This is a genomic window from Streptomyces sp. NPDC001493 (assembly GCF_053597235.1).
The window spans coordinates 519,545-545,745 of the sequence record NZ_JBSFHV010000002.1; the positions used below are offsets into that span (position 1 = coordinate 519,545).

Sequence of the window (26,201 nt, forward strand, 5' to 3'; positions counted from 1 at the left end):
GGCTGTCGCGTCAGGCTGCGAGGGCGTACGCGGCGGGAGGCCCGCGCCTGATCACCAGATGCTGGAGCGGATCGCCGGTGGCCGGGACCGGAGCGTCCACGGGGGTACGGGCCGGGCGCGGCCCGGCCGTCGGGGCGCCCGGGAGCCCCGCGCGCAGCACCCGTACGAGCGCGAGCGCGGCGCGCAGCGAGCGCAGCCGTGCGGCGGCGGCGAGTTCACGGCCGCCGTGCGCGGAGAGCCGCGCCACCTCGAACAGCGCGATTTCGCCCCTGCGCAGCAGCCACCCCGTGACGAACGCGGCCAGCAGATGGCCGAGGAGCATGGGGAGGCCGGGCAGCAGCGCCGTCGCGCCGCCCGACGCGGCGGAGGCCGCGAGGTGGACGTGGGCGCCGGTCACGGTCGCCGGGTCCACGCCCGCGTCCGTGACGATGCGGTGGGCCTGGGCGAGGCTGATCGCGCCCGGGGTGTCCCCGCAGACCAGCGAGGCGGCGAACCGGACGAGCGACGCGTCCCCGGACGCCGGGGCGGCGGAGGCGGGGACCGTCCCCATGGCGGCGGCCGTCATGGGGTGGGCGAGCCCGAAGAGCGTGTGCAGAGCGAGCTGCCCGCCGGCCAGGACCGCCGCGATCGACAGCAGCGAGCGTTCGCGTCCGGCGAGCGGGGTCACCACCGCCAGCACGAGGAAGAACCCGCAGAGCAACGCCCACCAGGGCACGGCCGAGGTGGAGGCGATGGCATGTCCCGCCGCGGACAGCACGACGCAGACCGCGGCGAACACCGAGGCCCTCAGGAGCCGCAGACCGGCTCCGGCGCGTGTGACGGACCGTGCGTCAGGCGTAGACATGGCCGGGCCATCATCGCACTGCGCCCCCGCCCGTGGGGCGGCAGGTCCGGAAGGTCATCTTCCGTACGGTTCGGGGTGCGTTGTACGGGAAGCGGAACTGTTGCGCGGGATGCAGAACGTGACGGGTGTGACGGTCGTTGTAGCTGGTGACAGAGGTGCCCCGGGCCTGCGGGTCCGGACATACACCGGCAAGCGGAATATTCGCGTCCGCCGAATGAGGGCCATCACGGCAGAACCGTGCTTACGGGGTGCCCTCCACGGCAATACGTATCGGTATGTCGAGCCGCAGCCAGGAGGCTGGAGCATGAGCATGTGGTGGTCACTCCATTTGCGGCGCGAAGCCGCGAGCGTTCCGCTCGCCCGTCGATTTCTCCTCGGCAGCATGGAGACGGCGGGAGTGGATCCGGACATCTCCTACGACCTGTCGGTGGCGCTCACCGAGGCCTGTGCCAACGCCGTGGAACACGGCGGGGACGGTGCCGCCGACCAGGGCGGCCACGGGGGCCCCGCCTCCGGCCGTGCCGGTGAGGACCGGTACGCGGGCGCCTGTGGTCAGTACCGGGTCACCGCGTACCTGGACGGCGAGACCTGCCGTATCGAGGTGGCGGACTCCGGACCGGGCTTTCCCAGCCGGCGAACCCTTCGCCCCGCAGCACATCCTTCCGATACCCGCGGCGCACCGGCGACGAAGCCGGACTGCGCCGCCGACCCCTGGGACATGGCCGAGAGCGGCCGTGGCCTGGGACTCATCGAACAGCTCGCCGACCACGTCCACATCGGCAACCGGCCGGGACGCGGAACCGTGGTGAGCTTCGACAAGACACTGAAATGGCGCGAGGGCGCGCTGCTCATGGTTTCCTGAGCGGCGCGCCCCCGGCGCTGTTCCCGTGCGGTGGGCGTCAGCCCTTGAGACCGGCGATCCAGGTCTCGATCTCGCCGGAGCTGCGCGGCAGCTTGTCGGAGAGGTTCCGGTTGCCGTCCTCGGTGACGAGGATGTCGTCCTCGATCCGGACGCCGATGCCGCGGTACTCCTCCGGCACCGTCAGGTCGTCGGCCTGGAAGTACAGACCCGGCTCGACCGTCAGGCACATGCCCGGCTCCAGCGTGCCGTTGACGTACGTCTCGGTGCGCGCGGCGGCGCAGTCGTGGACGTCCATGCCGAGCATGTGGCCGGTGCCGTGCAGGGTCCAGCGGCGCTGGAGGCCCAGCTCCAGGACCTTCTCGACGGTGAGGTCGCCGAGCAGGCCCCACGCGACGAGGTGCTCGGCGAGCACGCGCTGCGCGGCGTCGTGGAAGTCGCGGAAGTCGGCGCCCGGCTTCACGGCGGCGATGCCCGCCTCCTGCGCCGCGTACACCGCGTCGTAGATCTTGCGCTGGAGCGGCGAGAACGTGCCGTTGATCGGCAGGGTCCGCGTCACGTCGGCGGTGTAGAGGTCGTTGGTCTCCACGCCGGCGTCGAGCAGCAGCAGCTCGCCGGCGCGGACGGCGCCGTCGTTGCGGACCCAGTGCAGCGTGGTGGCGTGCGGGCCGGCGGCGCAGATGGAGCCGTAGCCGATGTCGTTGCCCTCGACGCGGGCGCGCAGGAAGAACGTGCCCTCGATGTAGCGCTCGCTCGTCGCCTCGGCCTTGTCGAGCACCTTCACGACGTCCTCGAAGCCGCGCGCGGTGATGTCGCACGCCTTCTGGAGCTCGGCGATCTCGAAGGCGTCCTTCACCAGGCGCGCCTCGGAGAGGTACACCCGCAGTTCCTCGTCGCGCTCGGCGGTGACCTTGTCGGTCAGGGCCGCCTCGATGCCGGCGTCGTAACCCCTGACGGCGCGGACCGGGCCGGTGGCCTCCTTCAGCGCGGCGGCGAGCTCGCGGACGTCCTTCGCCGGGATGCCCAGCACCTGCTCGGCCTCGGTGAGGGAGTGGCGGCGGCCGACCCACAGCTCGCCCTGGCCGTCGAGCCAGAACTCGCCGTTCTCGCGGTCGGAGCGCGGAAGCAGGTAGACGGTCGCGTCGTGGCCGGCGCCGTCGGTCTTCGGCTCCAGGACGAGGACGCCGTCGTGGGTCTGGTCGCCGGTGAGGTAGGCGTACTCGGAGGAGGCGCGGAACGCGTACTCCGTGTCGTTGGCGCGGGTCTTCAGGTTGCCCGCGGGGACGACGAGGCGCTCGCCCGGGAAGCGCGCGGAGAGCGCGGCGCGGCGGTCGGCGGTGTGGGCGGCCTGCGGCAGCGGCGCGAGGCCGTGCAGCTCGGTGTCGGCCCAGCCCGACTTCATGTTGTCGGCGAGCTCGTCGGAGACGGCCGGGTACAGGCCGTTCTTCCGGGTCTTGATCGGCTCGGTCTCTTCGGCCGCTTCGGTCGCTTCGATTTCCGGGGTCTCCGGGGTGCGCTCGTCGGACACGATTTGTCTCTCCTTGCTACGACACTGGGCCCCACCATCGTACGGGCGTACGGAAGGGGGCCCAGGGCCGAAGGGCCTCTTACCGAACGGCTCCGCTCATGCCTCGCGCGGATCCCGGAGAACGCGGCTGATCTGCGCGGACACCTGAAGTGGAGGAAGTGCCTCCGGTACGCGTCCTCAAGGGGGAGGCGTACCGGGCGGTCAGTCGAAGCGGACCGCGAGGAGGACCACGTCGTCCGTGCGGTCCGCGGGGACGTTTCCGTTCCCGATCCCGATCCCGCTCCCGGGCAGCAGGGTGCGCAGTACGTGGTCGGCGACCGCCTCCGGGTCGTGTCGGGCGGTCCGGGGCACCCCGGCGGCGGCGGCGTGCAGCCGTGAGAACGCCCGGTCCGTCGAGTCGCCGGTGCGGCGCAGCAGCCCGTCGGTATAGAGAAGAACGGTTTCCCCCGATTCGGGGGTGAACTCCACGCTCGGCGCCTCCCAGCAGGCGAGCATGCCGAGCGGGGCGGAGACGGTGGTCTCGACGAACTCGGTGCGCCGGTCGCCGACGACGAGCGGCGGGGTGTGCCCGGCACCGGCCAGCACGATCCGGCGCAGCGCCGGCTCGCAGTAGGCGAAGAGCGCGGTCGCGGTGCGGGCGGGCTCGGTGAGCCGGAGCAGCAGTTCCAGGTCGGAGAGGACGGCGACGGGGTCCTCGCCCTCCATGACGGCGTACGCGCGCAGCCCCGAGCGGAGCCGTCCCATGGTGGCCATCGCGCCCGGGCCGGAGCCGCCTGCGGAGCCCACGGAGAGGCCGAGCGCGCCGTCCGGGAGCGGCAGGGCGTCGTACCAGTCGCCGCCGCCGTCCGGTGCGGGGCGGTGGCGGGCGGCCAGCCGTACGCCGGGGATGCGGGGGAGCCGGCTCGGCAGGAGCTCCTCGGCGACGACCGCCAGGTCGGACCGGGCGCGTTCGAGTTCGAGGAGGCGGGCCAGGTGCTCGGCGGCGTACCGCCCGTACAGCCCGACCAGGTGCTGCTGCCGCTCCAGGGGTTCGGCCGGCTCGTCGTAGAACCAGACGGCCGCGCCGAGCAGGGTGCCGGACCGGGCGGCGAGGGGGAGCGCGTAGCTGGCGGCGTAGCCGAGCCGTACGGCGACCTCGCGGTGCCGGGGGTCGAGGTCCGCTTCGGCGAAGAGGTCCGGGCTGCTCACCGGGGCCGTGGTGGCGGGCGGGCCGTCGAGGATCCGGCCGTGCGGGGTGGCGCCGCGCGGGACGGTTTCGAGGGCGCCGAGGTCGGCGTGGCCGAGGCCCAGGCCGATGGTGGTGCGCGGGCCCCGGCCGTCGGCCGGTTCGAGAGTCAGGAGGCCGCGGGGCGCCCCGACGAGGGCGGCTCCGGCGCTCAGCAGCTCAGGGAGCGCGTCGTCGAGCGTGTGCGTCGCGGCGAGGCGCTCGGTGAGCTCGTGGAGGGTGGTGAGATCGGAGACCCATCCGGCCAGCCGGTCCTGGAGGAAGGCGCCGGGTGCGGGTGGCACGGTGGTCAGCGGCTCCGGAGTGTGCGTTGAAACCGGAACTGTTGGATTGATTCCAGCCACTTTTGGCAGGTGTCGGGCGCTCATGGCCTCCGGCTTTCCGACCGGCGAGTTCCGTCGAATAGCATCGCAAACCCCCCTGTCATTCTGCGCCACTATCAAGGCATCCACATGTACACGTACAAGTAAGGCGATGTCCAGCATTGTCCTTGCGAGACTCCTGGTGTCCACGCGATACTTAAGTTGGCCGAAAAGTGGAGCAGGCGACAGGTATTTGCGGTCGACTGGACGAGTTCGACGGGCAGTGCCCCCCGGGGTGTTGTGCGGGGTGGAGCGTCAATCCGGTCGTGCGGGGTACGTAATCCTTGGAGCGCGGGGCAGTTGGGTCCGCCCCGGAACCCGGTGGCGGGAACGGACGTCCTTGTCCGTGACGCCCCGCCCAGGAGCAGCGGAACCCCGCTCGGGCGGCACGCGCGGGGTGTTGCCTTCCTCGTACCGCCGCGACCGGGGCGCCGCACGACGTGGCCCGGCTCCCGACAGCTCGACTCCGCAAGGCCGTTCGACTCAGGCACGGTCCGGTTCGACCCGTCTTCGCTCCATCGCGCTCGGCCCGGTTCCGTCCGGTGCCCCATGCGTCCGTGAAGCGGCCCGATGAGCACGCACGCGCAGTCACGCACGCACGGTTGTCCATGCTCAGTGATGCACGCGGCAGTGATGCACGCAGCAGTGATGCACGCAGCAGTGATGTGCGCAGTGTTCTGCGCGGTGACATACGCGGCGCCGTGCGCATTGATACGTGCGCAGTGACATGCGCAGTGGTTTACGCAGTGTTTTACGCACAGTCAGAGTCACCGACGCGAAGCAGTGCGATACGCGGACGGTGACGTGGACCTCGGCGTTCAACGGAAAGGAACGAGCGCTCATGCGCGAGATCCCCGGAAGGCGACGCGGGAACCTGTTCCGGCGCGGGGACGGCACCGCCCGGCTGGACGCGGCGCTGACCTGCGCCATCGGCTGGCAGTGGCCGGTCCTCCCCGGCGTGGGGCTGTCCGCGGCCCGGAGCGGCTGCGCCTGCCCCGACCCCGAGTGCGTGGTACCCGGCGCACACCCCTTCGATCCCGGACTGCTCGCGGCCACCACGGACGCCCGGATGGTGCGCTGGTGGTGGACCGGGCGCCCCTCCGCGCCGGTGCTGCTGGCCACCGGCGGCCGTGCGCCGTGCGCGGTGAGTCTGCCGGCGGCGAGCGCCGCGCAGGCGCTCGCGGTGCTGGACGCGCGGGGGCTGCGGATCGGGCCGGTGATCGCGACGCCGACCCGGTGGGCGCTGCTGGTCCGCCCGTACACCCTGGAGCGCCTCGGTGAGCTGCTGCACGCCCAGGAGTGGGTGCCGAGTTCGCTGCGCTTCCACGGGGAGGGCGGCTACCTGGTGGTGCCGCCCGCGGGGAAGGGCGACGGCCCGGTGCGCTGGGAGCGGGCCCCGTTGACCAAGCGCGCCGCGCCCTGGCTGCCGGACGTCGGGACGGTCCTGGACGCGCTCGTGGAGGCCAGTACGGGTGCCCCGGGCGGCGGGAGCCGGCTCGCCTACTGAAGGGCCGGCGTCCGGGGGTGGGCCTGCGTCGTCCCGTACGGGATACGAATCCCGGGCGATCCGGCTATTTCGCGACTTTCCCGGTGGGAGAGTTCTGGCCGCCCCCTGCGCAGAGCATCACGCAGAGCATCGCTCGGGAGCATTCCCGCAGGCCTTCGTGGACGCGGGATTCAGGTGCGGGAAGGGAGGGGTGAGGCGCATGCGAATTAATGACCGGATTTCGAACCCGACCGCCTTTCTGGAATGCCTTCCTCCCTCGTTCCTGAATATCTGTCGAATAAGGAATGCGGCGTCGGACTTCCGTCCGTATCCGGCCCTTTGTGCGCCGTCAGGGAGGCCGGGGAGGGCGGGTGCCCGGGGCACAGGGAGCGCACAGCGGGACCACAACTGTCGTGCGCGGTACCCGGGGTGAGCCCCCGTCCGCTGCGGGGGCGGGGCGCGCGCGGCCCCGGGAAGACGGGGTGCGACGGGTAGTGGACACGGGTACGGGCGGCAAGCGCCCGGCGGGCGACACGGGTTGAGGCGTGGTCACCGTACGAACGCGGTGTCGCGCGGTACCGGGCGGGCGTCGTACGGGAAGGCCGGACGGCGGGTGCGAGGGGCTCGGGGCCCGTCGGGCGCGGGGCGGCGGGCCGCTCACGGCTTCGCCGCGGGCCGGGCCGTACCCGGAATTGAGACGCCCGATCGCTGGCGACGGGGGATGCACCAGCGACCGGGCTTTCAGAACCGTAACAAGAGATCTGCCGTTCGCAAATTCGATCTCGCCTATGAGGGCGGGGATTTACTCGTCGGCACGTCCTGTTGTGACGCGAGTCACCGGCCGGACCCGCTCTCCGTCACTGTCAGCTGAGCGTCACTTGGCGGTTGGTGAGCCCGCCGCGCGCACGGCGCTCCTCGGCGGTCAGCGGGGCGTCGGAAGCCAGCGCCTCGGAGAGCCGCCCGGCGAACTCGGCCGCCGGCTTCTCGCACTCCTCGGCGGTCATGGCGCTCGGCAGGTCCCACACCGGGACGACGAGACCGTGCGCACGGAACGAACCGACCAGCCGCGTCCCCTCGCCCAGCGAGGAGGTGCCGGCGGCGTGCAGCCGGGCGAGCGCGTCGAGGAGCTTCTCCTCGGGGTGCGGCATGACCCAGCGCAGGTGGTTCTTCTCCGGCGTCTCGCACCAGTACGCGGCGTCGACGGAGGAGAGCAGCGAGGTCGGGATCGCGGCGTCGTTGGCGCGCTCCAGGGAAGCGGTCACCTCGGCCGTGGCGTTCTCCGCGTCCGGCACCCAGAACTCGAAGCCCGAGTGGACGACGGGCTCGAACGGAGCGTCGGCGGCGAGCAGGTCCTGCAGGCGCGGACCGTCCGCGGCGACCCGGCGGGCGGCGATCGGCGTGCCGGGCGCGGCCTCCAGCGCCTGCTGCAGGGCGTCGGCCAGACCGCGGCTCAGGTCACCGGAGGAGGTGTCGTTCTGCAGGGCGAGCAGGATGGAGCCGTCGTCGCGGCGGAGTGCCGGCCAGGCCATCGGCAGCACGGTCGCCAGCGTGACGGACGGGACGCCCTCGGGCAGCCCGTCCTTCAGCGTCAGCGGGACCGTCGCGGCGGGCACCAGCTCGCGCAGCGCGACCCAGTCGCACTCCCCGGGCAGCCCCTCGAACGGGCGCTGGACCAGCTCGGTCACCGCGTGCGCGGCGGTGCGTCCGTGACACGCCTTGTACCGGCGTCCCGAACCGCAGGGGCAGGGCTCGCGGGCCCCGACGACGGGGATCTCCCCGTCCTTCACCTGCGGCTTCGCGGCCTTGGTCGTCTGAGGGCGCTTCTTGGCCATGGTCGGCATTCTCCCGGTTGCGACGGTGCTGTCTGAGGCGCGAGCCTAGTGCCTCGTCCGCTTCCGGCCCGACCGCCGGCCGCGTCCCGGGCGCCGCCTCGCGCCGCCCGCCCGCCGCGGTGCCGACCGCGGCTCGTCGTTCCGGTGCCGGACTCCGTCGTCCGGCTCTGCCGCCGGGGCTGCGCCCGGCTGTTCCGTACGGAACCTCGTACAGGAGCTGCTGTACAGGAACTGCTGTACGGGAACTGCCGTACAGGGATTTGCTGTACCGGGACTGCCGTCCGGACCCTGTCTGCGGCTCCTGGGCGTCAGCCCGTCTCGTACGGCTCCTAGGCCGTCAGCCCGTCGAGGTCCAGGCCGTCGAACCCTTCGAATCCGGGCAGTGCCTGGAAGCCGGTGAGACCGTCCAGGCCTTCCAGCCCGTCGAACCGTTCCTCCGCCGCCACCAGCGCCCAGACCGTGACCTCGCCCGGGGCGTCGTCCCTGACGCCCCACTTCTCGGAGAGGGCACTGATGATGTTCAGCCCGCGTCCGCCCCGGGCCGTCACCGAGGGGGTGGAGGGGATGGGCCGCGTCGGCCCGCCTCCGTCCGTGACCTCCACGGTCAGGCCGCCCCGGCGGTCCACGTGCCACGCGGCGCGGACGTCGCCGTCACCGACGTCCACGTGCTGCCCCAGCGGCCTGCCGTGCCGGCAGGCGTTGCTGAGGAGTTCGGAAAGGATCAGGACCGCGTCGTCGACGACCGTGTCCGAGACCCCGTTGTCCCGCAGTTGCGCGCGCATCCGGTGCCGCGCCTGCCTCACGCCCGCAGGGCCGTGAGGAACGGCCATGCTCGACGACGTGGGCACTTCTTGTGCCACCACCAACGTCACCCCCGAGACCTCCTTTGCCCCACGCCACGAATGGGATGCCCCTCTGAGCTGCGCCGGAAACCGGTCAAAGCATCTCTGGTGACGCACTCGTAACGGGACTGCACGCATCGAATGCGCCGGTGCACTCCCTGTGACGGGTTCGGGGAGCGGGGGTGACGGCACTCCGGCGACGCGTCCTACGGGCGTCCGAGCTGCGAAATCACCTGTTTCGGCCGGTTGGTGATGATTGCCTCGACCCCCAGTTCGGCGCAGAGGGCCACGTCCTCCGGCTCGTTCACGGTCCAGACGTGCACCTGGTGCCCGGCGCGGTGCAACCGGCGGACGTAGTCGGGGTGGTTGCGTACGATCCGCATCCCCGGCCCGGCGATCCGCGTGCCGACGGGCAGCCGCCCGTCCCGCAGGCGGGGGGTGAGGAACTGCATCAGATAGACGGTGGGCAGGGTGGGGGCCGCGGTGCGGACCCGGTGCAGGGACCGGGCGGAGAAACTCATGACGCGGACCGGCGAGGGGCCTTCGGCCGGCGGGGCGTCGAAGCCGAACTCCTTGAGCAGGCGCAGCAGCCGCTCCTCGACCTGCCCGGCCCACCGGGTCGGGTGCTTGGTCTCGATGGCGAGCTGGAGCGGCCGGCCCGCCGCCCGTACCTCGGTGACCAGTTCCAGCAGGCGTTCCAGGGTGAGTACGGAGGTGAGCTCGCCGGGCACCGGGTCCCAGTCGGGGGACTCCTCGCGGTCCTTCCAGGAGCCGAAGTCGAGCGCGGCGAGCTCCGAGAGTTCGAGGGCGGAGACCGCGCCCCGCCCGTTGGAGGTGCGGTTGACCCGCCGGTCGTGCACGCAGACGAGCTGTCCGTCGGCGGTGAGCCGGACATCGCACTCCAGCGCGTCCGCGCCGTCCTCGATGGCTTTCCGGTACGCGGCCAGGGTGTGTTCGGGGGCGTCGTCGGAGGCCCCTCGATGGGCCACGACCTGGATGGGAGACGGGCTGGAGGGCTGGTGCGCTTCGGTCACCGCGTCATGGTGCCACCGCGACGCGACGGCTGTGCGTTCCTTGTACCAGGAGTGCCGTTTTGTCTGATGTAAAGATTGGCGTGCGGATGCACAGGTCCTGTTTACAGTGGCCTGACGTGTTCTGGGCAAAGCTTGGGCCCAGACACTGCAGAGCGGATCTCTTGCCGAACGCCGAGTGGAACCGAGGAGTAAAGAGCTGTGAGCACCGAGAACGAGGGCCACGAGGGCGCCGCGGTCCCCGCCGTACCGCCCGCTCCGTCAGTACCTCCCGTGCCGGCCGCCGCTCCTGAGGACCCCCGCCGGGAGGCACCTCCGGCGCCCGAGGCACCGGCGACGGCGCATCAGGACGACGCGGCCCCGGCGCCGCAGGGCCCGTCCGAGCCCGCCGCGCAGCCCCAGGAACCGCCGTACGCGGACGGCCGGGCCGACGACACCTCCCCGTCGGCCGAGCCCGCCGGACCGTACGGCACCACTCCCGCACCGGCCGCCCCGGCCGAGCCCGCCGAGGCTCCGGAGCAGCCGACCGCGGTACAGCCGGTCGTCGAGCCAGCGCACACCCCGGCGCCGGAGCAGCCGCAGGCGCCCGCGCACGCCCCGGCGGCCGACGCGACGCAGCCCCTCCCGCCGCACGCCCCGGCGCCGCACACGCCTCCGCCCGCCTACCCGGCGCCGCAGGCCGCCCCGGCGTACCCCGCGCCGCACACCGCCGCGCCCGCCGGTTCGTGGCCGCCCCCGGCCCCACCGGCCGTCCCGGCGTACGCCGGCGGCGGCGACGGTGGTCATGGCGGCGAGGTCTGGGGTGCCTCCGCCGAGCAGGCTCCCAAGGGCCCCGGCAAGCGCCGGGCGGGCGGGCTCGTCGCCCTGGTCGCCGCGACGGCGCTCGTCGCCGGCGGCATCGGCGGCGCGCTCGGCTTCTGGGCCGCCGACAACAACGACGGCGGCTCCTCCGGTTCGACGACGATCAGCGCCGCCGACACCCCCAAGGCACTCAAGCGCGCCGACGGCACGGTGGCGGGCGTGGCCGCCAAGTCCCTCCCCAGCGTGGTCACGATCGACGCCCAGAACGGCGACGGCGAGGGCGGCACGGGCACCGGCTTCGTCTACGACAAGGAAGGCCACATCCTCACCAACAACCACGTGGTGGCCTCCGCGGCGGAGAGCGGCAAGCTCACCGCGACCTTCTCCAACGGCAAGAAGTACGAAGCCGAGGTGGTCGGCCGCGCCGAGGGCTACGACGTCGCCGTCATCAAGCTGAAGAACGCCCCGTCCGGCCTGAACCCGCTGGCCCTCGGCAACTCCGACAACGTGGCGGTCGGCGACTCGACCATCGCGATCGGTGCCCCCTTCGGCCTGTCCAACACGGTCACCACGGGCATCATCAGCGCGAAGAACCGCCCGGTCGCCTCCAGCGACGGTTCCGCCTCCAGCAGCAGCTCCTACATGAGCGCCCTGCAGACCGACGCCTCGATCAACCCGGGCAACTCCGGCGGCCCGCTCCTCGACGCCACCGGCGCGGTCATCGGCATCAACTCCGCCATCCAGTCGACCGGCAGCTCCTCGGGCCAGACCCAGGCCGGCTCCATCGGCCTCGGCTTCGCCATCCCGATCAACCAGGCGAAGAACGTCGCCGAGCAGCTCATCAAGACCGGCCAGCCCGTCTACCCGGTCATCGGCGCGACGGTCACCATGTCGGAGAACGGTGAGGGCGCGGTCATCTCCGACCAGGGCTCCGGCAGCACCTCCGCCGTCGCCGAGGGCGGCCCCGCCGCCAAGGCGGGCCTGAAGGCCGGCGACGTCATCACCAAGTTCAACGACACCCCCGTCGACAGCGGCCCGACCCTTATCGGCGAGATCTGGACCCACAAGCCGGGCGACCGGGTCACGCTGACGTACGAGCGCGACGGCAAGGAGTCCACCGTCGAACTCACCCTGGGCGAGCGCAAGGGCGACAGCTGACCGGCTAGGCTGTAGGCCGTTCCCCGGCGGCGATCCCGTCGCTCCGGGGACCGGGGTGGGTTGCCCGAGCGGCCTAAGGGAACGGTCTTGAAAACCGTCGTGGCAGCGATGTCACCGTGGGTTCAAATCCCACACCCACCGCCAGCTCAGAGAGTTAGCAGGTCAGAGGGCGGGTCCCCGGTTCGGGGGCCCGTCCTTTGCGCTCACCTTGTCTCACCTCATGCCCCCATTTCCCACCGCAGATCAGCGCATGTGGGCCATGTGCGGGCCAGGATCGGCCCTACTCCTCGGCCAGAAGTCCCTGGTCAACGAGGAGATTGGCCGCCGCCGAACCTCCCTTGAGGAGCTTGGCGTAGAAGCGGTACAGGACCGCGAGGCTGTGGCCGGCGCGGTATGCGGCCTCCACCGGGTCCATGCCGGACTTGATCCACAGCGAGATCGCAGCGTGCCGCAGCGCGTACGGAACGTCTGCCAATGGGGTGCCCTGCTCCCGCTCACTGAGTACTGCCGTCCGTGCCTCGCTCCAGACCTCGGAGTACTCGTTCGACGTGAGGCGGCCCCCGCGCACCGCCCGGAACAGTCGGCCGTCCGGTGCTACGCCGAACCGGGCGATGTGTGCGCGGACCATGCGGACGTACACCGGCGGGACGGGCACAGCGCGTACGGAGTTCCGGGCGCGGTGCTTGAGCCCCCGTTCGTCATGGGACTTCCCGCTGTCGGTCCAGCCGCTTCCCACCTCGGGGTGGCTCTCCGAGAGCAGGACTTCGCCCCACGCGTCCGGCTCGCTCTCCGGCGGCAGTTGGAAATCCGACTCCCGCAGGGCCACGGCCTCGCCGGGGCGCGTCGCTACGTAGTACACAGCCCCGTAGAACGCCTCCAGTTGCTCGCCCCGTGCCCCCTGTGCGGCCACGGCGGCGAGCAGAGCGCGAGCGAGCCGTGGGCCGGGCACCCAGCGGAAGTCGACCTCATCCGAAGTCTGGGGCGCGGTCCAGTCGACGGACAGGAACGGATGGCGGGTGAGAAGACCCCGCTCCTCAACGGCGTACCGGAAGGCATTGCTCAGCACCATGCGCTTCCGGTTCGCCGTGTTCTCCGCCGCCGCCTTTCCGTTCAAGAGCTTGGAGAGGGCCGACAGTGCCGCTCGTACGTGCTCCGGCTTCGCAGCTTCCTCCACCCGCATGGAGTGCTCGGCAACCCACTCCAGGGATTCGCGGATGTTGTTCGGGAGGTCTCGGCCGTCAGCGCGCGAGACCAACTGGTCTCCCGGACCGTCTACGGCCCGGAACGCCCACTGATAGAGGGCGTTTCGGAGCACGCGGGCATCAGGGCGCGCGCCCCGGCAGGTCGTGAAAACGGGCGTCACGACAGCAAGGGATTCAGCGATGCTCGCTCGATGCTTAGCCGCCGCTCCGGGCCACTTCATCAGCGCATATGCCTTGGCGTGCTCGTACCACGTCGGCATGGAGAGCGCGGCAAGCTCCTTCTCGGGGAGACCGGTCTCCTCGTCAAACCGCTGTCCGTCTTGTAGGGCGGCCATGAGCTGAGTACGTCGTCCGTCGGCCTGCGGCTTCAGCATGTAGCTCTTGGAATGCCCCTCGCTGCCGACCCGCCAGCGCAGTTCCCAGGGCTTTGGCCGGCCCTTGCGTTGCCGGATGGACCAGATGACAACTTCGAAGGTGAGCATGTCTCTCCAAAAAGAGAGGGCCCGCCATGGCGGGCCCTCTCGGAACTAGTTGGTGCGGCGGAGTCAGGCGGCTTCCTCGCACTTGCTGAGCCAGGCGTCAAGGTCGGCGCGGCGCACGCGGACCTGATGGTTGGGGAGCTTGATGAGCCTGGGAGCGAGGCCCCGGGCGCGCATGCGGTAGAAGGCAGCGCGGGACATGTTCAGTTCGGCGAGGACTTCGGGGAGCTTGAGCATCTGAGGGCGCGCCACGGTGCAACTCCTTGGGATGGGTGAAGAACTTCGGGCCGTGTCTGTCCGAGGTGGGGATTTCTGCGTCACCCGCGTCATCTGCGTCACCTAGGCGTCTGACCTGCGGCTTTGGGGTGACGCAGACGTCTGGTGTGCGTCACCGGGTGACGCAGGCTTCGTCATCGGGTGACGCAGGTGACGCAGGGGTGACGCAGGAAATGCCGTCTGCGTCACCCTCGTCGTGGCAGGTCAGGTGCCGTTTTCTGCCGTCTGGTGACGCAGGTGACGCAGAGCTTCCCTACTTAGGAAAATGAAGGAGCGTCTGTAGGTAGTTCAGTGCGACTCAGGGAGCGAAGAAGGAGCCTGCGGCGCGACCATTAAGGCGGCTTCGCCGCAGAACAGCAAGAAGAGCACCCGCCGGCGCGCGCGGGGTGCTCTTCTTGCTTGTCTCCCGACCAGAGGTCAGAACGCCGCCGCTTGCTCATGAGTGGGCAAGGCGGCCTGGCGGGTCATTTCGAGGTACCGGCCCGCCTTGGTGCGTCCGCTGTCGACGAGGACACCGCGAGCGGCCAGTACGGGCTGGAGGCGCTTGAGGCGGTCGCTGAGGACTTTTCCGGTGGTCGGCCATCCTTTAGGAAGGGGCCGCAGCTCGTCACCGCTGTAGAGGCGACCCAGGGCGTGCAGCCACTCGGTGGACGTCATCTGCTTCCCGGCGCCCGGTTCGAGGGTCGCGGCGTGCTGGAGGACGGTCTGCGCGAGCAAGTCGCCTTCGATCACGTCGTCGTTCAGGTCGTCCAGGCTGGCCCGGTACGCGGCGAGCGCGCCGAGGCTGGTGGCCACGTCGAGCTGGGCGCACAGGTGCGCAAAATCCGCCATGCGCAGATCAGTCGGGGTTTCCGCCTCGGCCGAGCGGACTTTGACGGTGAGGTCGAGGAGGGAGCCGAGGATCACCGGGAGCGCCTCTTCGAACTCGGTCCACAGCTCGGCCTCGGTCCGCCGGACGGTCGGCCGCTCCAGGCGCAGGGGCAGGAGGCGTTCGGCGAGGTCGGGGCGGATGACGCCCACGTCGATGCCGGTCAGCAGGAGCGGGCGGCGGTAGCGGGCCCGGTGCACGTCCCCGTCCGTGAACAGGGCGCGCTTGACGGACTCGGCTCCGGTGACGATGCAGCACATGGCATCGGACAGGTCCGGCGTCATGTGGGACAGGTTGTCCAGCGCGGTGACCCACCCTGCGGCCACGGCCGCGATCAGGTTCTCCTCGTCCTTCGGGGCCCTGCGCAGGTCGCCGCTCATGCCCTCCACGATGCGCACGAGCATCCGGCCCCCGGTGGACTTCCCCGCGCCCTGCGGCCCGGTGAGGAACGGTGCGGGGACGGGAACGTTGGGGCCGAGGCAGCCGACCAGCCAGGCGAGGGCCAGGCACTCGGTGTCCGCGCCGGCGAAGTTCGTCAGGCGCAGCAGCAGATCGATGCCTTTCTCGGCCGTGTCCTTGGCCGGCAGCGGGAGTTCACCGGTGAGCTGGGTACGGCGCCAGCACACCTCACGCGGGTCGGGCACGAGGATGTCCCAGCCGGTGGGGTGGATGCGGACGGACTGGCCGTCGTCGCGGCCGAGGTCCAGCCACGTCGCCCCGTCGAACCCGGGAGCGACGCGGATGTGCACCGGCTGGACGTTCTCGGTCAGCGCCAGCGCCTCGATCAGGTCGAGGGCTTCCTTGAGCGCGGAGCCGTTGAACACGCCCTTGCCGTCGCGGAACAGTCCGACCATGAGTTCCTGCCGGTGGCTGCCAGTGGTGCCCTGGGAGCGGATCGGGCGGGCGACGGGGTGCCCGTTCTTCTGGGCGTAGACGGTGCCGTCGGCGGTGCGGAAGTACCGGAAATGCGACTGCGCGTACTCGGTGATGACCTCGCGGCCGGAGTTCTTCTCGTCGTCGGACATGGTCAGAGTCCCAACCGTGTGAGGGCGTTGGCCCATGCGTCGGTGCAGTGCCGGACGGACTCGCCCTTGGTCTGGGCAGCGGCGAACAACTGCCCGATGTGGGAATCGGTGAGGCAGCCGCACCGGCCGTGGGCGGACAGCACAGCGAGGAACGTGCGGTACACGGTCGCGTGGATGGCGCTGGTGGCCCCGGTGATCCGCTGTTCGGCCATGGCGATGCCCCGGGCCAGGTAGACCGGCGTCCGGTGGGGGCACTGCCCGCCACCGGCCGGCGCGGGCACTGCGGCGGTGCGGACGGCCGACATGGGACGGGGCTTGTCCGTGATCAGCGCGCGCACCACGTCAGGGAGGGCGGTCATGGTGCCGGTCCCGGGGCCGAGCCACCGGGCGTACGACATCGCGGACTTGATGTCGATCCCGTCCCGGACACCGTTCGAGGACTGCATGGTGCCCTGGTAGATCCAGTGCTGCCCCCGGGTGGAGTCCACGGTCCTGGTCGCGGGCAAGTGCTCGCGGGCCCAGTCGACAGCCTCGGCGTTGTCGAGGTCCACGACGGTCACCCCGGCTCCGCCGGGGCAGTACGCTACCGCCGCCGCCTGCCGCCACGCAGTCGCCCACGAGGGTGATTTGATCACGGCCTCGTTGACGGTGGCGGCGGCCCACCCGTGGCAGGGGCGGGGGCAGACGCACGGCCCGGCGGCCAGCATGTTCGGCCGGTCGCCGCACGCGCTGCCCTTGCACGCCTGGCAGTTGCCGAACGGGAGCTTCCCGGCCCGCAGAGGCAGGACCGGCACCCCACGGGCGGCGAGGTCCAGCGCGGTGCTCAAGAGGTCTCTCATGCCGCCACCGCCCGTTCGGCGGCGAGGCGGGCCCGACCGATCAACTCGGTGTACGCGGGCGGGATTGCCTCGGTCAGCTCTTCGCGGACATCGGTCCAGGTGATGCCCATGGCAGTCTGCATCTCGGGGATGGTGGCCTTGCCACCGCCGGCGCCGTAGGCGGCGACGTACGGGCCGTCGCGGTAGACGCCGTGGCGGTAGCCGCGCACGTAGCCCCGGTGCGGCCGGTGCTTGGGCTGCGGGACGGTCCAGCCGCCGCCCAACTCGAACACCCGGTGACGAAGCACGCCGAGCCCGAACATCTCCCCGCACAAGCGGAGATCGGCCCGGACGGGCGCCTTCCCGTTCGGCTGCTCGATGACGTACGGCAGGCCCGTCGCGTCGAGCAGGGTCCGGAGTTCGGGGATGAGCTGGACGTGCTCACGGCCCCACCCGCGCGCCCGGTTGGTGCCCACGGTGAGGGCGCACCCGGCCTGGCAGGGCGGGGACGCGTGCACGGCCGCGTACTGCTCGATGTCGCCGGACGCGATCAGGTGGGCGAGGTGTTCGAGCGCGTCGGCCTGGGTGAAGCCGAACGGGTAGTTCGGGCGGTCGGCGATGTCGACGCCGGTCACTTCGAACCCGGCCCGCTGGTAACCGGTGGCCGCGCCGCCGGCGCAGCAGAAGAGGTCCAGGAGGCGCGGCCGGTGGCCGGGTACTCGCCGGATGAGGACAGGTTGAGTCATGCTGGGTGTCTCCAGTTCTCTGATGAGGACGGCTGGACGAGGGCGGCCCCGGTTCTTGGCGGAGTGGGGGCCGCCCTCGGCGTAGCTACAGGTCGTCGTCGGTCTTCGTGGCGGGGCCGTCGTACCCGAGCGGCTCGGTGGCGACATGGGCGCGGCCCAGCGCCTCGGCCATCAGGTGGGCGGCCCGCTCGGCGGCTTCCAGCGCGGCGATGGCGGCGGCGGTGTGCTCGGCGGGGGTGCCGTGGTCGGCGGTCAGCAGGCCGGCGTCGTTGAGGTCGCCGAGGGCGATGCCGAGGTGGTCGATGGCCTGCTGGAGCGAGTGGGTGAGCGCCGTCAGGCTGCCGATGGAGCGGCGGATGGGGCCGGGGTAGGCGATGCCGGGGCCGTCCTGCTTCGGCATCGTGCGCCGGGTGAAGGCGTGGAGCACGTCGGCGGCCTTGGCCGCGTACCGGTCGGGGTCGATGCGAGTCACGGGTTCTCCTCAGAACGGCGGTTCGGTGGACCACGGGTCGCGGTCGGCGGCCCGGCGGCGGGGGACGCGGGGCAGGCGGAGCACGGTCCAGCAGCGGGACTGGTCCCAGCAGGGGCAGGGGTCCCACTCGGTGCCGGCGTACTCGCCGGAGTCATCGCCGTAGTCGTAGTGGTGGCCGCCCGCGCCCTGGCAGTCCGGGCAGTTCGGGCGGGGAGTGTCGGTCAGGACCAGGACGCGGCGGTCACAGCCGAGCTGGATACGGAGACGGAGCACAGGGGTGTCCTTCGGTGGGGTGGTGATTCGGTGCTGTGGAGGGGTGCGGACGGGCGCGCACGGCCCCCCTTTACCGCCCTTACCTCGCAGGTCAGGGGCCCTTACCTGCCCCTCTACCGGGGTAAAGGGGCCCCTCTACTTCGGGGCCCTGCTGGCGGGGTGTCGGGCGGTGGTTTTCGGGGGTGCCGGGCGGGGCCGGGTAGTGGGGGACCCCTCTACCTGCCGGTGCTGAGGAGGATCTCGGCGGGGACGGCGGACTCGATGTCGCGGCGCTGGTAGCCGGCGCCGTTGGAGCCGCTGATCTTGACCTGCTTGCTGGTGCGCTTGACGCCGGCCGCTTCGAGGGCGGCGGCCAGGTTCTCGGCGTTGAAGTCGCCGTACTCGTCCTCGTCCAGGTTCACGAGTCCGGCGAGCAGGTCGGTGGTGAACATGCGCGGGCTGTGGCGCATCACTTCGAGGGTGTCGGACACGATCGCGGGCACGGTGATCCCGGCCGCGTCGGCCGCCGCCGTGACATCGCCCGCGGCTTCACCGGTGAGCTGTCCGGCGGCCTCGCGCAGGACCCGGCCCTTGCGGCAGAGCGTCGCGAAGCTGGGCCCGTCGAGGTAGTCGGCCCGCACGGTGACGTAGGAGGCGGGGCCGGTCACCAGGACGCCGACGCCCTTGTGGTCCTCGGACAGCACGGACGCGTCCGCACCCTGGGCGGCCTTGCCCTTGCCGAGGACCATGTCGGAGGACGTGCGGTCCACGACCTGCGTGCTGTAGCGGATGGTGATGATCTCCCGCAGCTTCGCCGGGACGGATTCCGCGTCGGGACGCTGGGAGGCGAAGTTGCTGATGAACCCGGCCGCCGGGCCCCGGCGGGCGATGCGGCAGAGGTCGTTGATGACCTGCTCGCGGTCCTCGCGCTCCATCGCGGTGAAGTACTCCTGGAGTTCGTCGATCGTCACGAAGATGACCGGCAGGTTGTACTTCGCGACGATGTCCGGCGTCAGCTTGCCCTCCGGGCACACCGAGGTCGGCAGGTCCCGCAGCAGGGCGAACCGGCGTTCCATCTCGGCGAGGAGTTCGGCGAGCATGGCCTTGAGGGCTTCGATCGCGTCGTCCTCGGCGCCCATGACCAGGCGGTGCGCGACCGCCTTCATGGGCATCCAGTCCGCGCCGCCCTTACCGTCCGCGACGTAGTGCCGCACGTAGGCGTCCAGCAGGCCGGCGGCGGTCAGCAGCCGCTGGGAGAACGTCTTGCCCCGGCGGGGCAGGCCGCCGAAGAACATCGACTGCCACATGACGGGGATCTCGACCCGCACGCCGCGCGCGTCCTGCCCGAACGGGACCGGCTCCCAGATGCTGAACCGCTCGGCCTTCTCCAGCGGGGACGGGTTCGGGGTGCCGAGGTAGGGGTCGTCGTCCGCGACCCACATGCTGACGCGCCCTGCGTTGCCGCCCTTCGCCGCGCGAACGCGGGACATGATGACCTGGATCTCGTCCACGCCGAGTTCCTGCGCGATGACCTCCCGCTTCGCGAGGACGTCGGAGGCGGTCTTCCCGCCGCCCCGGGGGAGGTCGAAGATCACCGCCCAGCCACGGCCGTCACGGACCGGGCCCATCGAGCAAGACACCCGAGGAGCGTCCTTCTCGTCGTCCCCGGACCGGCCGCTTTTCAGGAGACCGGCCGCACGCAGCGCGTCGTTGAGCTGCTGGGCGGACATGTCGACCCGCAGCGGCGGGGCCCCCTGGTCCAGCAGGTGAGTTTCCTTGCCCCGCCCGAGGTAGGCGAGCGGGGTCACGACCGCCCCGGCGATACCGGTCTGAAGCATCGGGTCGGCGAGCATGACGCCGATCGCGGCGGCGGCAACACCGACGGCGGCGGCCCCGAACCGCCACCGGCGGGTCTGGGTACGGGCGTAGTGGGCGGCCTGGAGACGCGCGGCCAGGTCGATGTCCTCGGGACGGGCCCTGACCTGCGCGCGCAGGGCCTTCACGGCGGCGCTGTGGTCCTGCGCCGACAGGGTCGGCCACAGACCGGCCGCAGCGCGGAAGAAGCCACGGGCCGCCAACCACACGGTCTTGACCAGGTACTTGGGGACGCGGACCGCGTGGAAGCGGGCGTGCCACCAGGTCACCCGGGCCAGGGCTGCGGCGTTGGCCCTGATGGACGCGGTGGAGCGGGCCCACGCCGGCAGAACCGGGGCGGGCGGGACGCACAGCCAGTCCGCGAGGGGGTTGTCGGTCCGGTCGACCGCCTCCACCACCACGGCGGGCGGGGTGGTGTCTTCCTTGGTCAGGGTGACCGGGGCGGTCCGGTGATCGTCCAGGTGGTGCACGGTCCCCATGGGTTCGGGACCGGCCAGCGGGGTGGTCGGGGTCGTCATGGTGATGTCTCTCCTGCTCGCAGATGGGCGGGGTGGTGCGGGGGCGTGCCCCGGGCCGGAGTTGATCGGGCGCCCTCGCGGCGTGAATGCCGGGGCTGGTCGTGCGGGGTGTTCAGCTGTCCCGGTCGAAGTCGGCTGCGGCCTGTCGTGCGGCGTCCCTGATGCTGGTCAGCAGCTCTTCGACACGGTCGAGGGAGACGTAGAGCATCCGGCTCTTCCCGCCGGAGGTGATCCGCACGGCCACGGCGGGCTCCGGATGGTCGGAGGTGGCCCGCAGGATGACGGGCTCGGCGGCCAGTTCGGAGCCGCCGTCGTTGAGGAAACGGAAGATCATTGGCGTGTCCTTCAGGCGTGGGCGATGGCGCGTTCGGCGAGGCGGACGCGCTGTTCGGCGTCCTTGCGGGCCTGCCGGGCGGCGTCCCGCTCCGCGCGGGGCGCTGCCTTCTCCTTGGCCTTGGCGGTGGCCGCGTCCTGCCGGGCGGTCGCCAACAGGTCGTGCAAGGCACGGAGTTCGCGGGCGCCGCGTTCGGCGGCGGACCGGTCGATCTCCTCCATGCGGGCCACGACGCGGGGGTCGACGTTGTCGGCGGTGGCCTGCCGGAGTCCCTTGATGAAAAGGGTTCGGCGGGCGCGCTTCTCGGCGGCGGTGTAGCTGTAGACGGGGGTGGTGTTGCGGTCCACGGTGGTCCCCTCCTGGGGCCGGTCTGTCCGGCTCCCCGCCCGCCCGGTACGTGACCGGGCGGACAGGCAGCCGTCAGACGGGCCGCAGCTCGTGGGGGTGAGCGAGGACCGGGCCGATGAAGACCCCGATGCCGGTGACAGTCCACCGGCCGCCGGTCAGCGGACCGGGCGGCACCTCGTCCACGATCCGTCCGGTCCGGCCGATCGCGCGCTTGTCGTCCTCGCACGCGACGATGAGTACTTTCTGACCTGCCTGGAACATCCGGTCTCCTTCGAGGTCAGCGGCGGCGGAGGGTCTTGGCGGCGGCCTTGCCGTCCGTCCCGCCGACCGACCGGACCACGGTGACGGCGGTCCAGCCGATGACGACGACGACCAGGGCGACCACGGCGAGGGAGATGGCCATCGAGGTGATCGCGGCGATGAGCATCGGGCCGAAGTAGACGCTTGCGCTGACGGCGCCGGCGCCGACCCCGGTCCCGAGCGCCATGCGCTGCACGGTGCGGTCCGGGGCGGCCTGGTGGATGTGCTGCACGATCTGCTGCGGCGCCACCTGCGGGGCGGGCAGGTGGGCGGTGTTGGCGTAGGTGTAGGTGCCGTCCGCGAGCTGGACGACGGTCACCGCGTGCGGGGCGGGGAGCTGCGGTTCCATGCGGGTCCTTCCATGGGCGGGGTGGTGCAGGGGCGTGCCCCGGGCCCGAGTCGATCGGGCGCCCTCACGGCGTGGCTGCCGGGGCTGGTGGCGGTGGTCAGCGGCGGGTCGGGGTCTGAGTCCTGAGCCAGGCTTCGACCTCGCGGGCGAAGCTGGGGCCGTCGACCGGCACGTCAGGCTCGGGGTCGTCGTCGTGGCCGTCGTCGGGGTCGTCGCCGCAGCACTGGCACTCGATGTCCTGCCAGATCCGCCCGGACACCCACAGGCCGTGGGCGACGGTCCCGGCGAGGTCGAGGGCCCAGCTCGGACCGGCAAGCAGCAGTGCGGGGACCAGGGCCACCGGCGGGAAGCCGGGGAAGCTGGTGGCGACCAGCGCGGCGATGGTGGCGATGAACCCGGCGGCCAGCCACTGGTGGTGGTAGCGGTTCAGCAGCAGTTCACGGGGGTGGACGACCAGGTCGCGGCCGAGGCAGATCAGGACGGCGAGGGGGCGGGGCAGGCGGTTCATAAGGAACCTCCGGTCGGGGTGTCGGCGCAGGGCACGCACATGCCGAGCGAGCGGGGGATGCAGTAGCCCCGGTCGGTCCGGCAGGAGGGGCAGGTGCGGCGGGCGGCCATGGCCTTGGCGAGTGCGGCCCGCCGCCCGGGGGTCATCGGCCGGACGGGGCGGGCGAGGTCGATGCGGTAGAGGTAGGCGATCAGCGGCCCCCGCCGTCGGCGCGGACGCTGGAGCTCGGCGACCGGGTCCTGACCGCCGGGGCGGAGGCCGAGGGCGCGGAGCTGACGGCGGGTGGCCAGGCCTTCGGGGGCGAGGCGCCACCAGTACGACGGAAACGGCGTGGTCACCGCTCACCGCCGGCGGTCTGGAGTTCCTGCCGTCGGGCGGAGACCCACCCGACGGACCAGCCGGTCTGAGTCGCGAGCGTCCGCACGGTGATGCCCGGGTCGGTGTTCACAGCCGCCGCGATGTGTTCACGAGCGGCCTCCTCGGACAGTCGGCCGTGGGGCGCCGAGGGGGCCGGAGGCTCCTCCGTGTTCACAGCCGGGCGGTCGTTGTTCACGGCGGTCTCGCCCGTGTTCACGGCATTCGAACGAGTGTTCACGACGGGGCGTGTGGTGTTCACGGGCCGCGCCTGCTGTTCACGGGCCGCTGCCGCCAGGCCCGCGATCCGGTCGCGCTCCGCCTGCTCGGCGCGGCGACGCTGCTCGGCTTCCCGGGTCTGGCGGGCTTCCTGTTCACGCCGCTCGTCCTCGCGCCGCTCCCGGGCTTCCCGCGCCTCCCGCTCAGCCCGCCGGTCGGCGGCCTCCCGTTCGGCCTGCTCACGGGCCATGGCGGCCGTGTGCTCGCGGGCCTCCCGGGCCTGGCGGGCTTCGTGGTCGAGCCGCTCGCGCTCCAGGCGTTCGGTCCGCTCCTCTCGGTCCCGACGCTCCGCGCGTTCACGCTCGGCCGCTTGTTCACGCTCCTGCCGAGCAGCTTGTTCACGGGCTTCGGCCCGCTGTTCACGGGTCTCGGCCTTCTGTTCACGGGCGGCCTGCTCGGCGACCCGTGAACGCTCGATGCGCTCGACGGCCCGCCCGATCGCCCGTCGCCAGGCCAGTCCGGCATCCGCGATGACGATCAGGATGAGCGGGATCACCGCGTGAACAGCGACCCCGGTCGGGTCCCCCTTCAGCGCGCTGTCGCCGACGTTCAGGCCGAGCGTCATCGCCCCGGACATCCACCGGAGCAACGTCGCCCACCCGCCGGCCCGCTCGCCGAGCCGGGCCACAGTCGCGTCGAGTTTCACGGACGTGATGACCGCCGCGTCCACGACGAGGGGCAGCAGGGGCGCCGTCCAGTCCCAGTGGTCTGTCGTGACCCGCTGCACGAGCGGGGTGACGGTGAGGACCGAGTAGGCGACGGCCCCGGCGGTGATGCCCCACGTGCCGACGGACAGCGTCCGCTCGGCCGAGGCGATCTGGCGGGGCGTCAGGGTGGTGAGCACGCTCATCGCTCCGCCTCCCCGAAAACAAGCTGCCCGGCGGGAACCTCGGTGCGGGAGCTCCCGAGCGGCCGGATCGGGATCGACCAGACCTTGTGCGGGCCGAGCATCCGCGTCGACCACTGCGCGTCGTCCTCGGCCGCGTAGCCGAGGACGGTCAGCGCCTCGGCCCGCACGGTCTCGGTCGGGACGCCCCAGGGGTCGGGCGGGGTGACGGGGTGGCTCGGGCCGACCCCCTCCAGACGGCCACGCATGATGACGGACACGGCCCAGCCGTGCAGGCCCACCGCCATCCACGCCTCAAAGCGCTGCGTCATGACGCACCCCCGTCCGGGTCGTAGTGGCGGTAGGTGATGGGCGACTTCCCCGCGAGCTGACGGCGCAGGTAGTCGGTGTGCCACCCCAGGCCCCAGTCGGCCGTCTCCGGCTCACCCAGGGCGCCGGTCAGGGCGATGACGGCGTCCAGGGCGCGGTCACTCAGCAGTCGCAGGTACTCCGTGAGGTCGCCGAAGGTCGCCGGGGCAGGGAGGTCGATGGCCTCCTTCACCGCCGCGAGGAACTCGCGGGTGTCGGGGCTGAGGCTCATGCCGCGCCGCCCGTCGCGTCGGTCGTGCCGAGGCGGTTGGTGAGGGTGCGGCGTTCGGCGAGCACGCGCCGGCGGGCCCGGCGGATCCGCCGGTCGTCCAGCTCGGTCGGCGTGCGGTCGATGGTCATGATCTCCGCGTCGAGCAAGTCGACCTCGGCGAGGATGAGGGGCATCTCGGTGTCGATCGCGTCCAGCTCGGCGGCGGTCGGCTCGAAGTCGAGCGACGCCGCCGTAACGGTCGCCTGAAGTGCGGCGATGGTCTTCACGGGTCCGTGTTCCTTTCAGCGGAACGGCCCACCAGAACGGCCCCCGGGGTGCATCCCAGGGGCCGTTCGCTTCTTGTGGGGCCACCTCGTGTGGGTGGCAGTGCCCCGGGCCGCAGTCGATGCGGCGCCCTCACGGCGTGGATGCCGGGGCCGGTGGTGCTGTTCAGCGGTCGACGACCGCCCGGTGCAGATCGCGGTGCTGGATGGTGGCGGTGTGGCCCCGTGCGGCGAGCCGCTCGGCGAGGGCCCGCGCGACCGTGGCGGCCCGGTGACGCCCACCGGCGCACCCGGCAGCGACGACGACGGGCCCGCCGCCGGGACCGGCCGCGAACGCGCCGGCCGCGTCGGCCACGGCGTCGATCAGGGCGGCGATCCCCGGCGTACCGAGTACCGCCGCCCTCACGGGCTCATCGTCGGCGGTCATGTACCGCAGTTCCGGGGCCACGTGCGGGTCTCGGAAGTGGGTGCGCAGGTCGAGGGTGAGGTGCGCGGCCGGGGGTGCACCGTGCAGGTAGCCGAAGCTGACGATCTCGACGCCACTCATCGGCCCGACCTCTTCGACCAGCCACGGCTCTGCGCCTCGTCCACCATGCTGTTCAGGTCCTCGTGGAACCCGGCCTCCCTCTCCTTGTTGCCCGAGTTCCGGGCCTCGCGCGCCGCCTCGGTCGCCAGCTTCATGCTCTGCTTGAGGTCGGCGTCACTGGCCCTGTTGATCCAGCCCATTGGGCTCTCCTTCAGTACGGGTCCGGGGAATCCGGGCCGCACCGCCGCCACCAGCCGCGAGAGCTGGTGGCGACAGAACGGCTCGGATCAGATGGCGGCGAGCGCGAGCGCGGCCAGGGCGAGCACCACCAGGTGCGCGGTCTGGTCGACGTGGGCGGCCCCACCGTGCTGGGCCCATCCGGCCTGCCGGGTGTGGGTCATCCACCAGGCGACCGGCCACCGGCGGTCGATGAAGCTGTGGGTCCCGCCGATCCACACCAGCGCGGCGAGCGCGCCAGCCAGGGTGACGGGCAGGTCCAGCAGCAGCGCGCCGGCCAGCAGACCGGCACCGCAGGTGATGACGTGCGTGGCGGCGTGCCGCAGGTTCGCGGCCCAACCGTGGGCGCCGCAGTCCGCCTTGTGCGCGGCCTGGTGGTCGGTCTGGAGGGGGTAGTCGGCCAGCAGGTGACCGACGTACAGCAGCACGAACAGCGAAGCGAACATGTGGACGTCCTTCGAGGTCATGGGGCGGCGTGTCCGGCTCCCCTCAGCCCCGCCCGTACGACCCACAGGCCGGACGGGCAGAGGAGGCAACCGGCCGCAGCAGAGCTGCGGAAGGTCGGGCAGTACGGGTTCGGGTCTCCGATTCGCACGGGGCCGCTCGTTCCGGGGAGATCCGAAATCCCGGAAGTCTGAGGTGGCAGCGTCGGGTGCCGTGCGGTTCTTTCGAGTCGGTGGCGTGTCCCTCGTTGAGGTGTCGGGCCCCGGTGTGAAGGGGGCCCTTTCTCGGCCGACTGGTCTCCACTCGCCTCGGCCGGAACGGTCACGGCCGTCG

Annotated in this window: 30 protein-coding genes and 1 tRNA gene; 4 read left to right on the forward strand and 27 right to left on the reverse strand. The window is 71.9% G+C overall.

From position 1 onward, the window contains the following. Positions 1–10: 10 nt before the first annotated feature. On the reverse strand, positions 11–844 hold the full coding sequence (locus tag ACWCWD_RS04820; RefSeq protein WP_450770244.1) for a hypothetical protein: 834 nt from the start codon (positions 842–844) through the stop codon (positions 11–13). Between the two features lie 304 nt (positions 845–1,148). Between ACWCWD_RS04820 and ACWCWD_RS04825 the strand changes: the two genes are divergently transcribed. Then, positions 1,149–1,706, forward strand: a complete 558-nt coding sequence (locus ACWCWD_RS04825; RefSeq protein WP_450770246.1) for an ATP-binding protein — start codon at positions 1,149–1,151, stop codon at positions 1,704–1,706. 37 nt (positions 1,707–1,743) lie between these two features. On the opposite strand, the gene ACWCWD_RS04830 is transcribed toward ACWCWD_RS04825, so the two are convergent. Both ACWCWD_RS04830 and ACWCWD_RS04835 read right to left on the reverse strand, forming a co-directional pair. Beyond that, positions 1,744–3,231, reverse strand: a complete 1,488-nt coding sequence (locus ACWCWD_RS04830; RefSeq protein WP_450770247.1) for an aminopeptidase P family protein — start codon at positions 3,229–3,231, stop codon at positions 1,744–1,746. Between the two features lie 201 nt (positions 3,232–3,432). Beyond that, positions 3,433–4,941: a PP2C family protein-serine/threonine phosphatase gene (locus tag ACWCWD_RS04835; protein WP_450770248.1), complete on the reverse strand. Its 1,509-nt coding sequence runs from the start codon at positions 4,939–4,941 to the stop codon at positions 3,433–3,435. 718 nt (positions 4,942–5,659) lie between these two features. On the opposite strand from ACWCWD_RS04835, the gene ACWCWD_RS04840 reads away from it, so the two are divergent. Then, the gene (locus ACWCWD_RS04840) at positions 5,660–6,325 is read left to right on the forward strand and encodes a bifunctional DNA primase/polymerase (protein WP_450770250.1); all 666 of its coding nucleotides are present in this window, start codon (positions 5,660–5,662) and stop codon (positions 6,323–6,325) included. An 842-nt stretch (positions 6,326–7,167) separates the two neighbouring features. On the opposite strand, the gene ACWCWD_RS04845 is transcribed toward ACWCWD_RS04840, so the two are convergent. The 3 genes from ACWCWD_RS04845 to ACWCWD_RS04855 all read right to left on the reverse strand — a co-directional run bounded on the left by ACWCWD_RS04845 (position 7,168) and on the right by ACWCWD_RS04855 (position 10,012). After that, positions 7,168–8,136 (reverse strand): DUF5926 family protein, encoded by a 969-nt coding sequence (locus ACWCWD_RS04845; protein WP_450770252.1) that lies wholly within the window; start codon positions 8,134–8,136, stop codon positions 7,168–7,170. A 329-nt stretch (positions 8,137–8,465) separates the two neighbouring features. Next, positions 8,466–9,095 (reverse strand): ATP-binding protein, encoded by a 630-nt coding sequence (locus ACWCWD_RS04850; RefSeq protein ID WP_450770254.1) that lies wholly within the window; start codon positions 9,093–9,095, stop codon positions 8,466–8,468. An 89-nt stretch (positions 9,096–9,184) separates the two neighbouring features. Then, on the reverse strand, positions 9,185–10,012 hold the full coding sequence (locus tag ACWCWD_RS04855; RefSeq protein ID WP_450770256.1) for a glycerophosphodiester phosphodiesterase: 828 nt from the start codon (positions 10,010–10,012) through the stop codon (positions 9,185–9,187). 198 nt (positions 10,013–10,210) lie between these two features. Between ACWCWD_RS04855 and ACWCWD_RS04860 the strand changes: the two genes are divergently transcribed. Continuing rightward, on the forward strand, positions 10,211–11,968 hold the full coding sequence (locus ACWCWD_RS04860; RefSeq protein WP_450770257.1) for a S1C family serine protease: 1,758 nt from the start codon (positions 10,211–10,213) through the stop codon (positions 11,966–11,968). A 54-nt stretch (positions 11,969–12,022) separates the two neighbouring features. Continuing rightward, positions 12,023–12,112 (forward strand) — tRNA-Ser (locus ACWCWD_RS04865). A 136-nt stretch (positions 12,113–12,248) separates the two neighbouring features. Here ACWCWD_RS04865 and ACWCWD_RS04870 read toward each other — a convergent pair. The 21 genes from ACWCWD_RS04870 to ACWCWD_RS04970 form a co-directional block, all read right to left on the reverse strand. Next, on the reverse strand, positions 12,249–13,652 hold the full coding sequence (locus tag ACWCWD_RS04870) for a tyrosine-type recombinase/integrase (protein ID WP_450770259.1): 1,404 nt from the start codon (positions 13,650–13,652) through the stop codon (positions 12,249–12,251). A gap of 63 nt (positions 13,653–13,715) precedes the next feature. Next, entirely contained in the window at positions 13,716–13,901 is a 186-nt protein-coding gene (locus ACWCWD_RS04875) for a helix-turn-helix transcriptional regulator (protein WP_450770261.1), read from the reverse strand. A 441-nt stretch (positions 13,902–14,342) separates the two neighbouring features. After that, positions 14,343–15,818, reverse strand: coding sequence for an ATP-binding protein (locus ACWCWD_RS04880; RefSeq protein ID WP_450770263.1), 1,476 nt, complete (start codon positions 15,816–15,818; stop codon positions 14,343–14,345). Positions 15,819–15,820: 2 nt separating this feature from the next. After that, the gene (locus ACWCWD_RS04885; RefSeq protein WP_450770265.1) at positions 15,821–16,657 is read right to left on the reverse strand and encodes a bifunctional DNA primase/polymerase; all 837 of its coding nucleotides are present in this window, start codon (positions 16,655–16,657) and stop codon (positions 15,821–15,823) included. Further along, positions 16,654–17,382 carry a DNA methylase gene (locus ACWCWD_RS04890; protein WP_450770267.1) on the reverse strand — a complete coding sequence of 243 codons (729 nt, stop codon included), beginning with the start codon at positions 17,380–17,382 and terminating at the stop codon, positions 16,654–16,656. The genes ACWCWD_RS04885 and ACWCWD_RS04890 overlap by 4 nt, the downstream gene beginning before the upstream one ends. 85 nt (positions 17,383–17,467) lie before the next feature. Beyond that, the gene (locus tag ACWCWD_RS04895) at positions 17,468–17,854 is read right to left on the reverse strand and encodes a hypothetical protein (RefSeq protein WP_450770269.1); all 387 of its coding nucleotides are present in this window, start codon (positions 17,852–17,854) and stop codon (positions 17,468–17,470) included. 9 nt (positions 17,855–17,863) lie between these two features. Continuing rightward, complete coding sequence (locus tag ACWCWD_RS04900) at positions 17,864–18,127, reverse strand: hypothetical protein (RefSeq protein WP_450770271.1); 264 nt, start codon at positions 18,125–18,127, stop codon at positions 17,864–17,866. A 215-nt stretch (positions 18,128–18,342) separates the two neighbouring features. Continuing rightward, complete coding sequence (locus ACWCWD_RS04905) at positions 18,343–20,499, reverse strand: FtsK/SpoIIIE domain-containing protein (protein ID WP_450770272.1); 2,157 nt, start codon at positions 20,497–20,499, stop codon at positions 18,343–18,345. 112 nt (positions 20,500–20,611) lie between these two features. After that, a complete protein-coding gene (locus ACWCWD_RS04910) occupies positions 20,612–20,833 on the reverse strand; it encodes a hypothetical protein (RefSeq protein ID WP_450770274.1) in 222 nt (73 codons plus the stop codon). Positions 20,834–20,844: 11 nt separating this feature from the next. Then, the gene (locus tag ACWCWD_RS04915; RefSeq protein WP_450770276.1) at positions 20,845–21,180 is read right to left on the reverse strand and encodes a hypothetical protein; all 336 of its coding nucleotides are present in this window, start codon (positions 21,178–21,180) and stop codon (positions 20,845–20,847) included. A gap of 73 nt (positions 21,181–21,253) precedes the next feature. Beyond that, positions 21,254–21,442, reverse strand: a complete 189-nt coding sequence (locus ACWCWD_RS04920; protein ID WP_450770277.1) for a hypothetical protein — start codon at positions 21,440–21,442, stop codon at positions 21,254–21,256. Positions 21,443–21,458: 16 nt separating this feature from the next. Then, on the reverse strand, positions 21,459–21,830 hold the full coding sequence (locus ACWCWD_RS04925) for a DUF6251 family protein (protein ID WP_450770279.1): 372 nt from the start codon (positions 21,828–21,830) through the stop codon (positions 21,459–21,461). Positions 21,831–21,927: 97 nt separating this feature from the next. Then, positions 21,928–22,338 (reverse strand): hypothetical protein, encoded by a 411-nt coding sequence (locus ACWCWD_RS04930; protein WP_450770281.1) that lies wholly within the window; start codon positions 22,336–22,338, stop codon positions 21,928–21,930. Continuing rightward, on the reverse strand, positions 22,335–22,676 hold the full coding sequence (locus ACWCWD_RS04935) for an RRQRL motif-containing zinc-binding protein (RefSeq protein ID WP_450770283.1): 342 nt from the start codon (positions 22,674–22,676) through the stop codon (positions 22,335–22,337). Before ACWCWD_RS04935 ends, ACWCWD_RS04930 begins: the two co-directional genes overlap by 4 nt. Further along, the gene (locus ACWCWD_RS04940) at positions 22,673–23,821 is read right to left on the reverse strand and encodes a DUF2637 domain-containing protein (protein ID WP_450770285.1); all 1,149 of its coding nucleotides are present in this window, start codon (positions 23,819–23,821) and stop codon (positions 22,673–22,675) included. Before ACWCWD_RS04940 ends, ACWCWD_RS04935 begins: the two co-directional genes overlap by 4 nt. After that, on the reverse strand, positions 23,818–24,129 hold the full coding sequence (locus ACWCWD_RS04945; protein ID WP_450770287.1) for a DUF6303 family protein: 312 nt from the start codon (positions 24,127–24,129) through the stop codon (positions 23,818–23,820). The genes ACWCWD_RS04940 and ACWCWD_RS04945 overlap by 4 nt, the downstream gene beginning before the upstream one ends. Beyond that, positions 24,126–24,398 carry a hypothetical protein gene (locus ACWCWD_RS04950; protein WP_450770289.1) on the reverse strand — a complete coding sequence of 91 codons (273 nt, stop codon included), beginning with the start codon at positions 24,396–24,398 and terminating at the stop codon, positions 24,126–24,128. The genes ACWCWD_RS04945 and ACWCWD_RS04950 overlap by 4 nt, the downstream gene beginning before the upstream one ends. Then, positions 24,395–24,664: a DUF6284 family protein gene (locus tag ACWCWD_RS04955; RefSeq protein ID WP_450770290.1), complete on the reverse strand. Its 270-nt coding sequence runs from the start codon at positions 24,662–24,664 to the stop codon at positions 24,395–24,397. Before ACWCWD_RS04955 ends, ACWCWD_RS04950 begins: the two co-directional genes overlap by 4 nt. Before the next feature lie 163 nt (positions 24,665–24,827). Continuing rightward, positions 24,828–25,208, reverse strand: a complete 381-nt coding sequence (locus ACWCWD_RS04960; protein ID WP_450770291.1) for a RapZ C-terminal domain-containing protein — start codon at positions 25,206–25,208, stop codon at positions 24,828–24,830. Further along, positions 25,205–25,387: a hypothetical protein gene (locus ACWCWD_RS04965; protein WP_450770292.1), complete on the reverse strand. Its 183-nt coding sequence runs from the start codon at positions 25,385–25,387 to the stop codon at positions 25,205–25,207. Before ACWCWD_RS04965 ends, ACWCWD_RS04960 begins: the two co-directional genes overlap by 4 nt. An 87-nt stretch (positions 25,388–25,474) precedes the next feature. Further along, a complete protein-coding gene (locus ACWCWD_RS04970; protein WP_450770385.1) occupies positions 25,475–25,870 on the reverse strand; it encodes a DUF3307 domain-containing protein in 396 nt (131 codons plus the stop codon). Between the last annotated feature and the right edge of the window lie 331 nt (positions 25,871–26,201).

What these genes read in the sequence shown, in the direction of transcription:
- ACWCWD_RS04820 (WP_450770244.1), bottom strand. Translation starts at nt 844, where the DNA reads ATGTCTACGCCTGACGCACGGTCCGTCACACGCGCCGGAGCCGGTCTG.
- ACWCWD_RS04825 (WP_450770246.1), top strand. Translation starts at nt 1,149, where the DNA reads ATGAGCATGTGGTGGTCACTCCATTTGCGGCGCGAAGCCGCGAGCGTT.
- ACWCWD_RS04835 (WP_450770248.1), bottom strand. Translation starts at nt 4,941, where the DNA reads ATGCTGGACATCGCCTTACTTGTACGTGTACATGTGGATGCCTTGATA.
- ACWCWD_RS04840 (WP_450770250.1), top strand. Translation starts at nt 5,660, where the DNA reads ATGCGCGAGATCCCCGGAAGGCGACGCGGGAACCTGTTCCGGCGCGGG.
- ACWCWD_RS04845 (WP_450770252.1), bottom strand. Translation starts at nt 8,136, where the DNA reads ATGGCCAAGAAGCGCCCTCAGACGACCAAGGCCGCGAAGCCGCAGGTG.
- ACWCWD_RS04870 (WP_450770259.1), bottom strand. Translation starts at nt 13,652, where the DNA reads ATGCTCACCTTCGAAGTTGTCATCTGGTCCATCCGGCAACGCAAGGGC.
- ACWCWD_RS04880 (WP_450770263.1), bottom strand. Translation starts at nt 15,818, where the DNA reads ATGTCCGACGACGAGAAGAACTCCGGCCGCGAGGTCATCACCGAGTAC.
- ACWCWD_RS04885 (WP_450770265.1), bottom strand. Translation starts at nt 16,657, where the DNA reads ATGAGAGACCTCTTGAGCACCGCGCTGGACCTCGCCGCCCGTGGGGTG.
- ACWCWD_RS04890 (WP_450770267.1), bottom strand. Translation starts at nt 17,382, where the DNA reads ATGACTCAACCTGTCCTCATCCGGCGAGTACCCGGCCACCGGCCGCGC.
- ACWCWD_RS04905 (WP_450770272.1), bottom strand. Translation starts at nt 20,499, where the DNA reads ATGACGACCCCGACCACCCCGCTGGCCGGTCCCGAACCCATGGGGACC.
- ACWCWD_RS04910 (WP_450770274.1), bottom strand. Translation starts at nt 20,833, where the DNA reads ATGATCTTCCGTTTCCTCAACGACGGCGGCTCCGAACTGGCCGCCGAG.
- ACWCWD_RS04920 (WP_450770277.1), bottom strand. Translation starts at nt 21,442, where the DNA reads ATGTTCCAGGCAGGTCAGAAAGTACTCATCGTCGCGTGCGAGGACGAC.
- ACWCWD_RS04925 (WP_450770279.1), bottom strand. Translation starts at nt 21,830, where the DNA reads ATGGAACCGCAGCTCCCCGCCCCGCACGCGGTGACCGTCGTCCAGCTC.
- ACWCWD_RS04930 (WP_450770281.1), bottom strand. Translation starts at nt 22,338, where the DNA reads ATGAACCGCCTGCCCCGCCCCCTCGCCGTCCTGATCTGCCTCGGCCGC.
- ACWCWD_RS04940 (WP_450770285.1), bottom strand. Translation starts at nt 23,821, where the DNA reads ATGAGCGTGCTCACCACCCTGACGCCCCGCCAGATCGCCTCGGCCGAG.
- ACWCWD_RS04945 (WP_450770287.1), bottom strand. Translation starts at nt 24,129, where the DNA reads ATGACGCAGCGCTTTGAGGCGTGGATGGCGGTGGGCCTGCACGGCTGG.
- ACWCWD_RS04950 (WP_450770289.1), bottom strand. Translation starts at nt 24,398, where the DNA reads ATGAGCCTCAGCCCCGACACCCGCGAGTTCCTCGCGGCGGTGAAGGAG.
- ACWCWD_RS04960 (WP_450770291.1), bottom strand. Translation starts at nt 25,208, where the DNA reads ATGAGTGGCGTCGAGATCGTCAGCTTCGGCTACCTGCACGGTGCACCC.
- ACWCWD_RS04965 (WP_450770292.1), bottom strand. Translation starts at nt 25,387, where the DNA reads ATGGGCTGGATCAACAGGGCCAGTGACGCCGACCTCAAGCAGAGCATG.
- ACWCWD_RS04970 (WP_450770385.1), bottom strand. Translation starts at nt 25,870, where the DNA reads ATGTTCGCTTCGCTGTTCGTGCTGCTGTACGTCGGTCACCTGCTGGCC.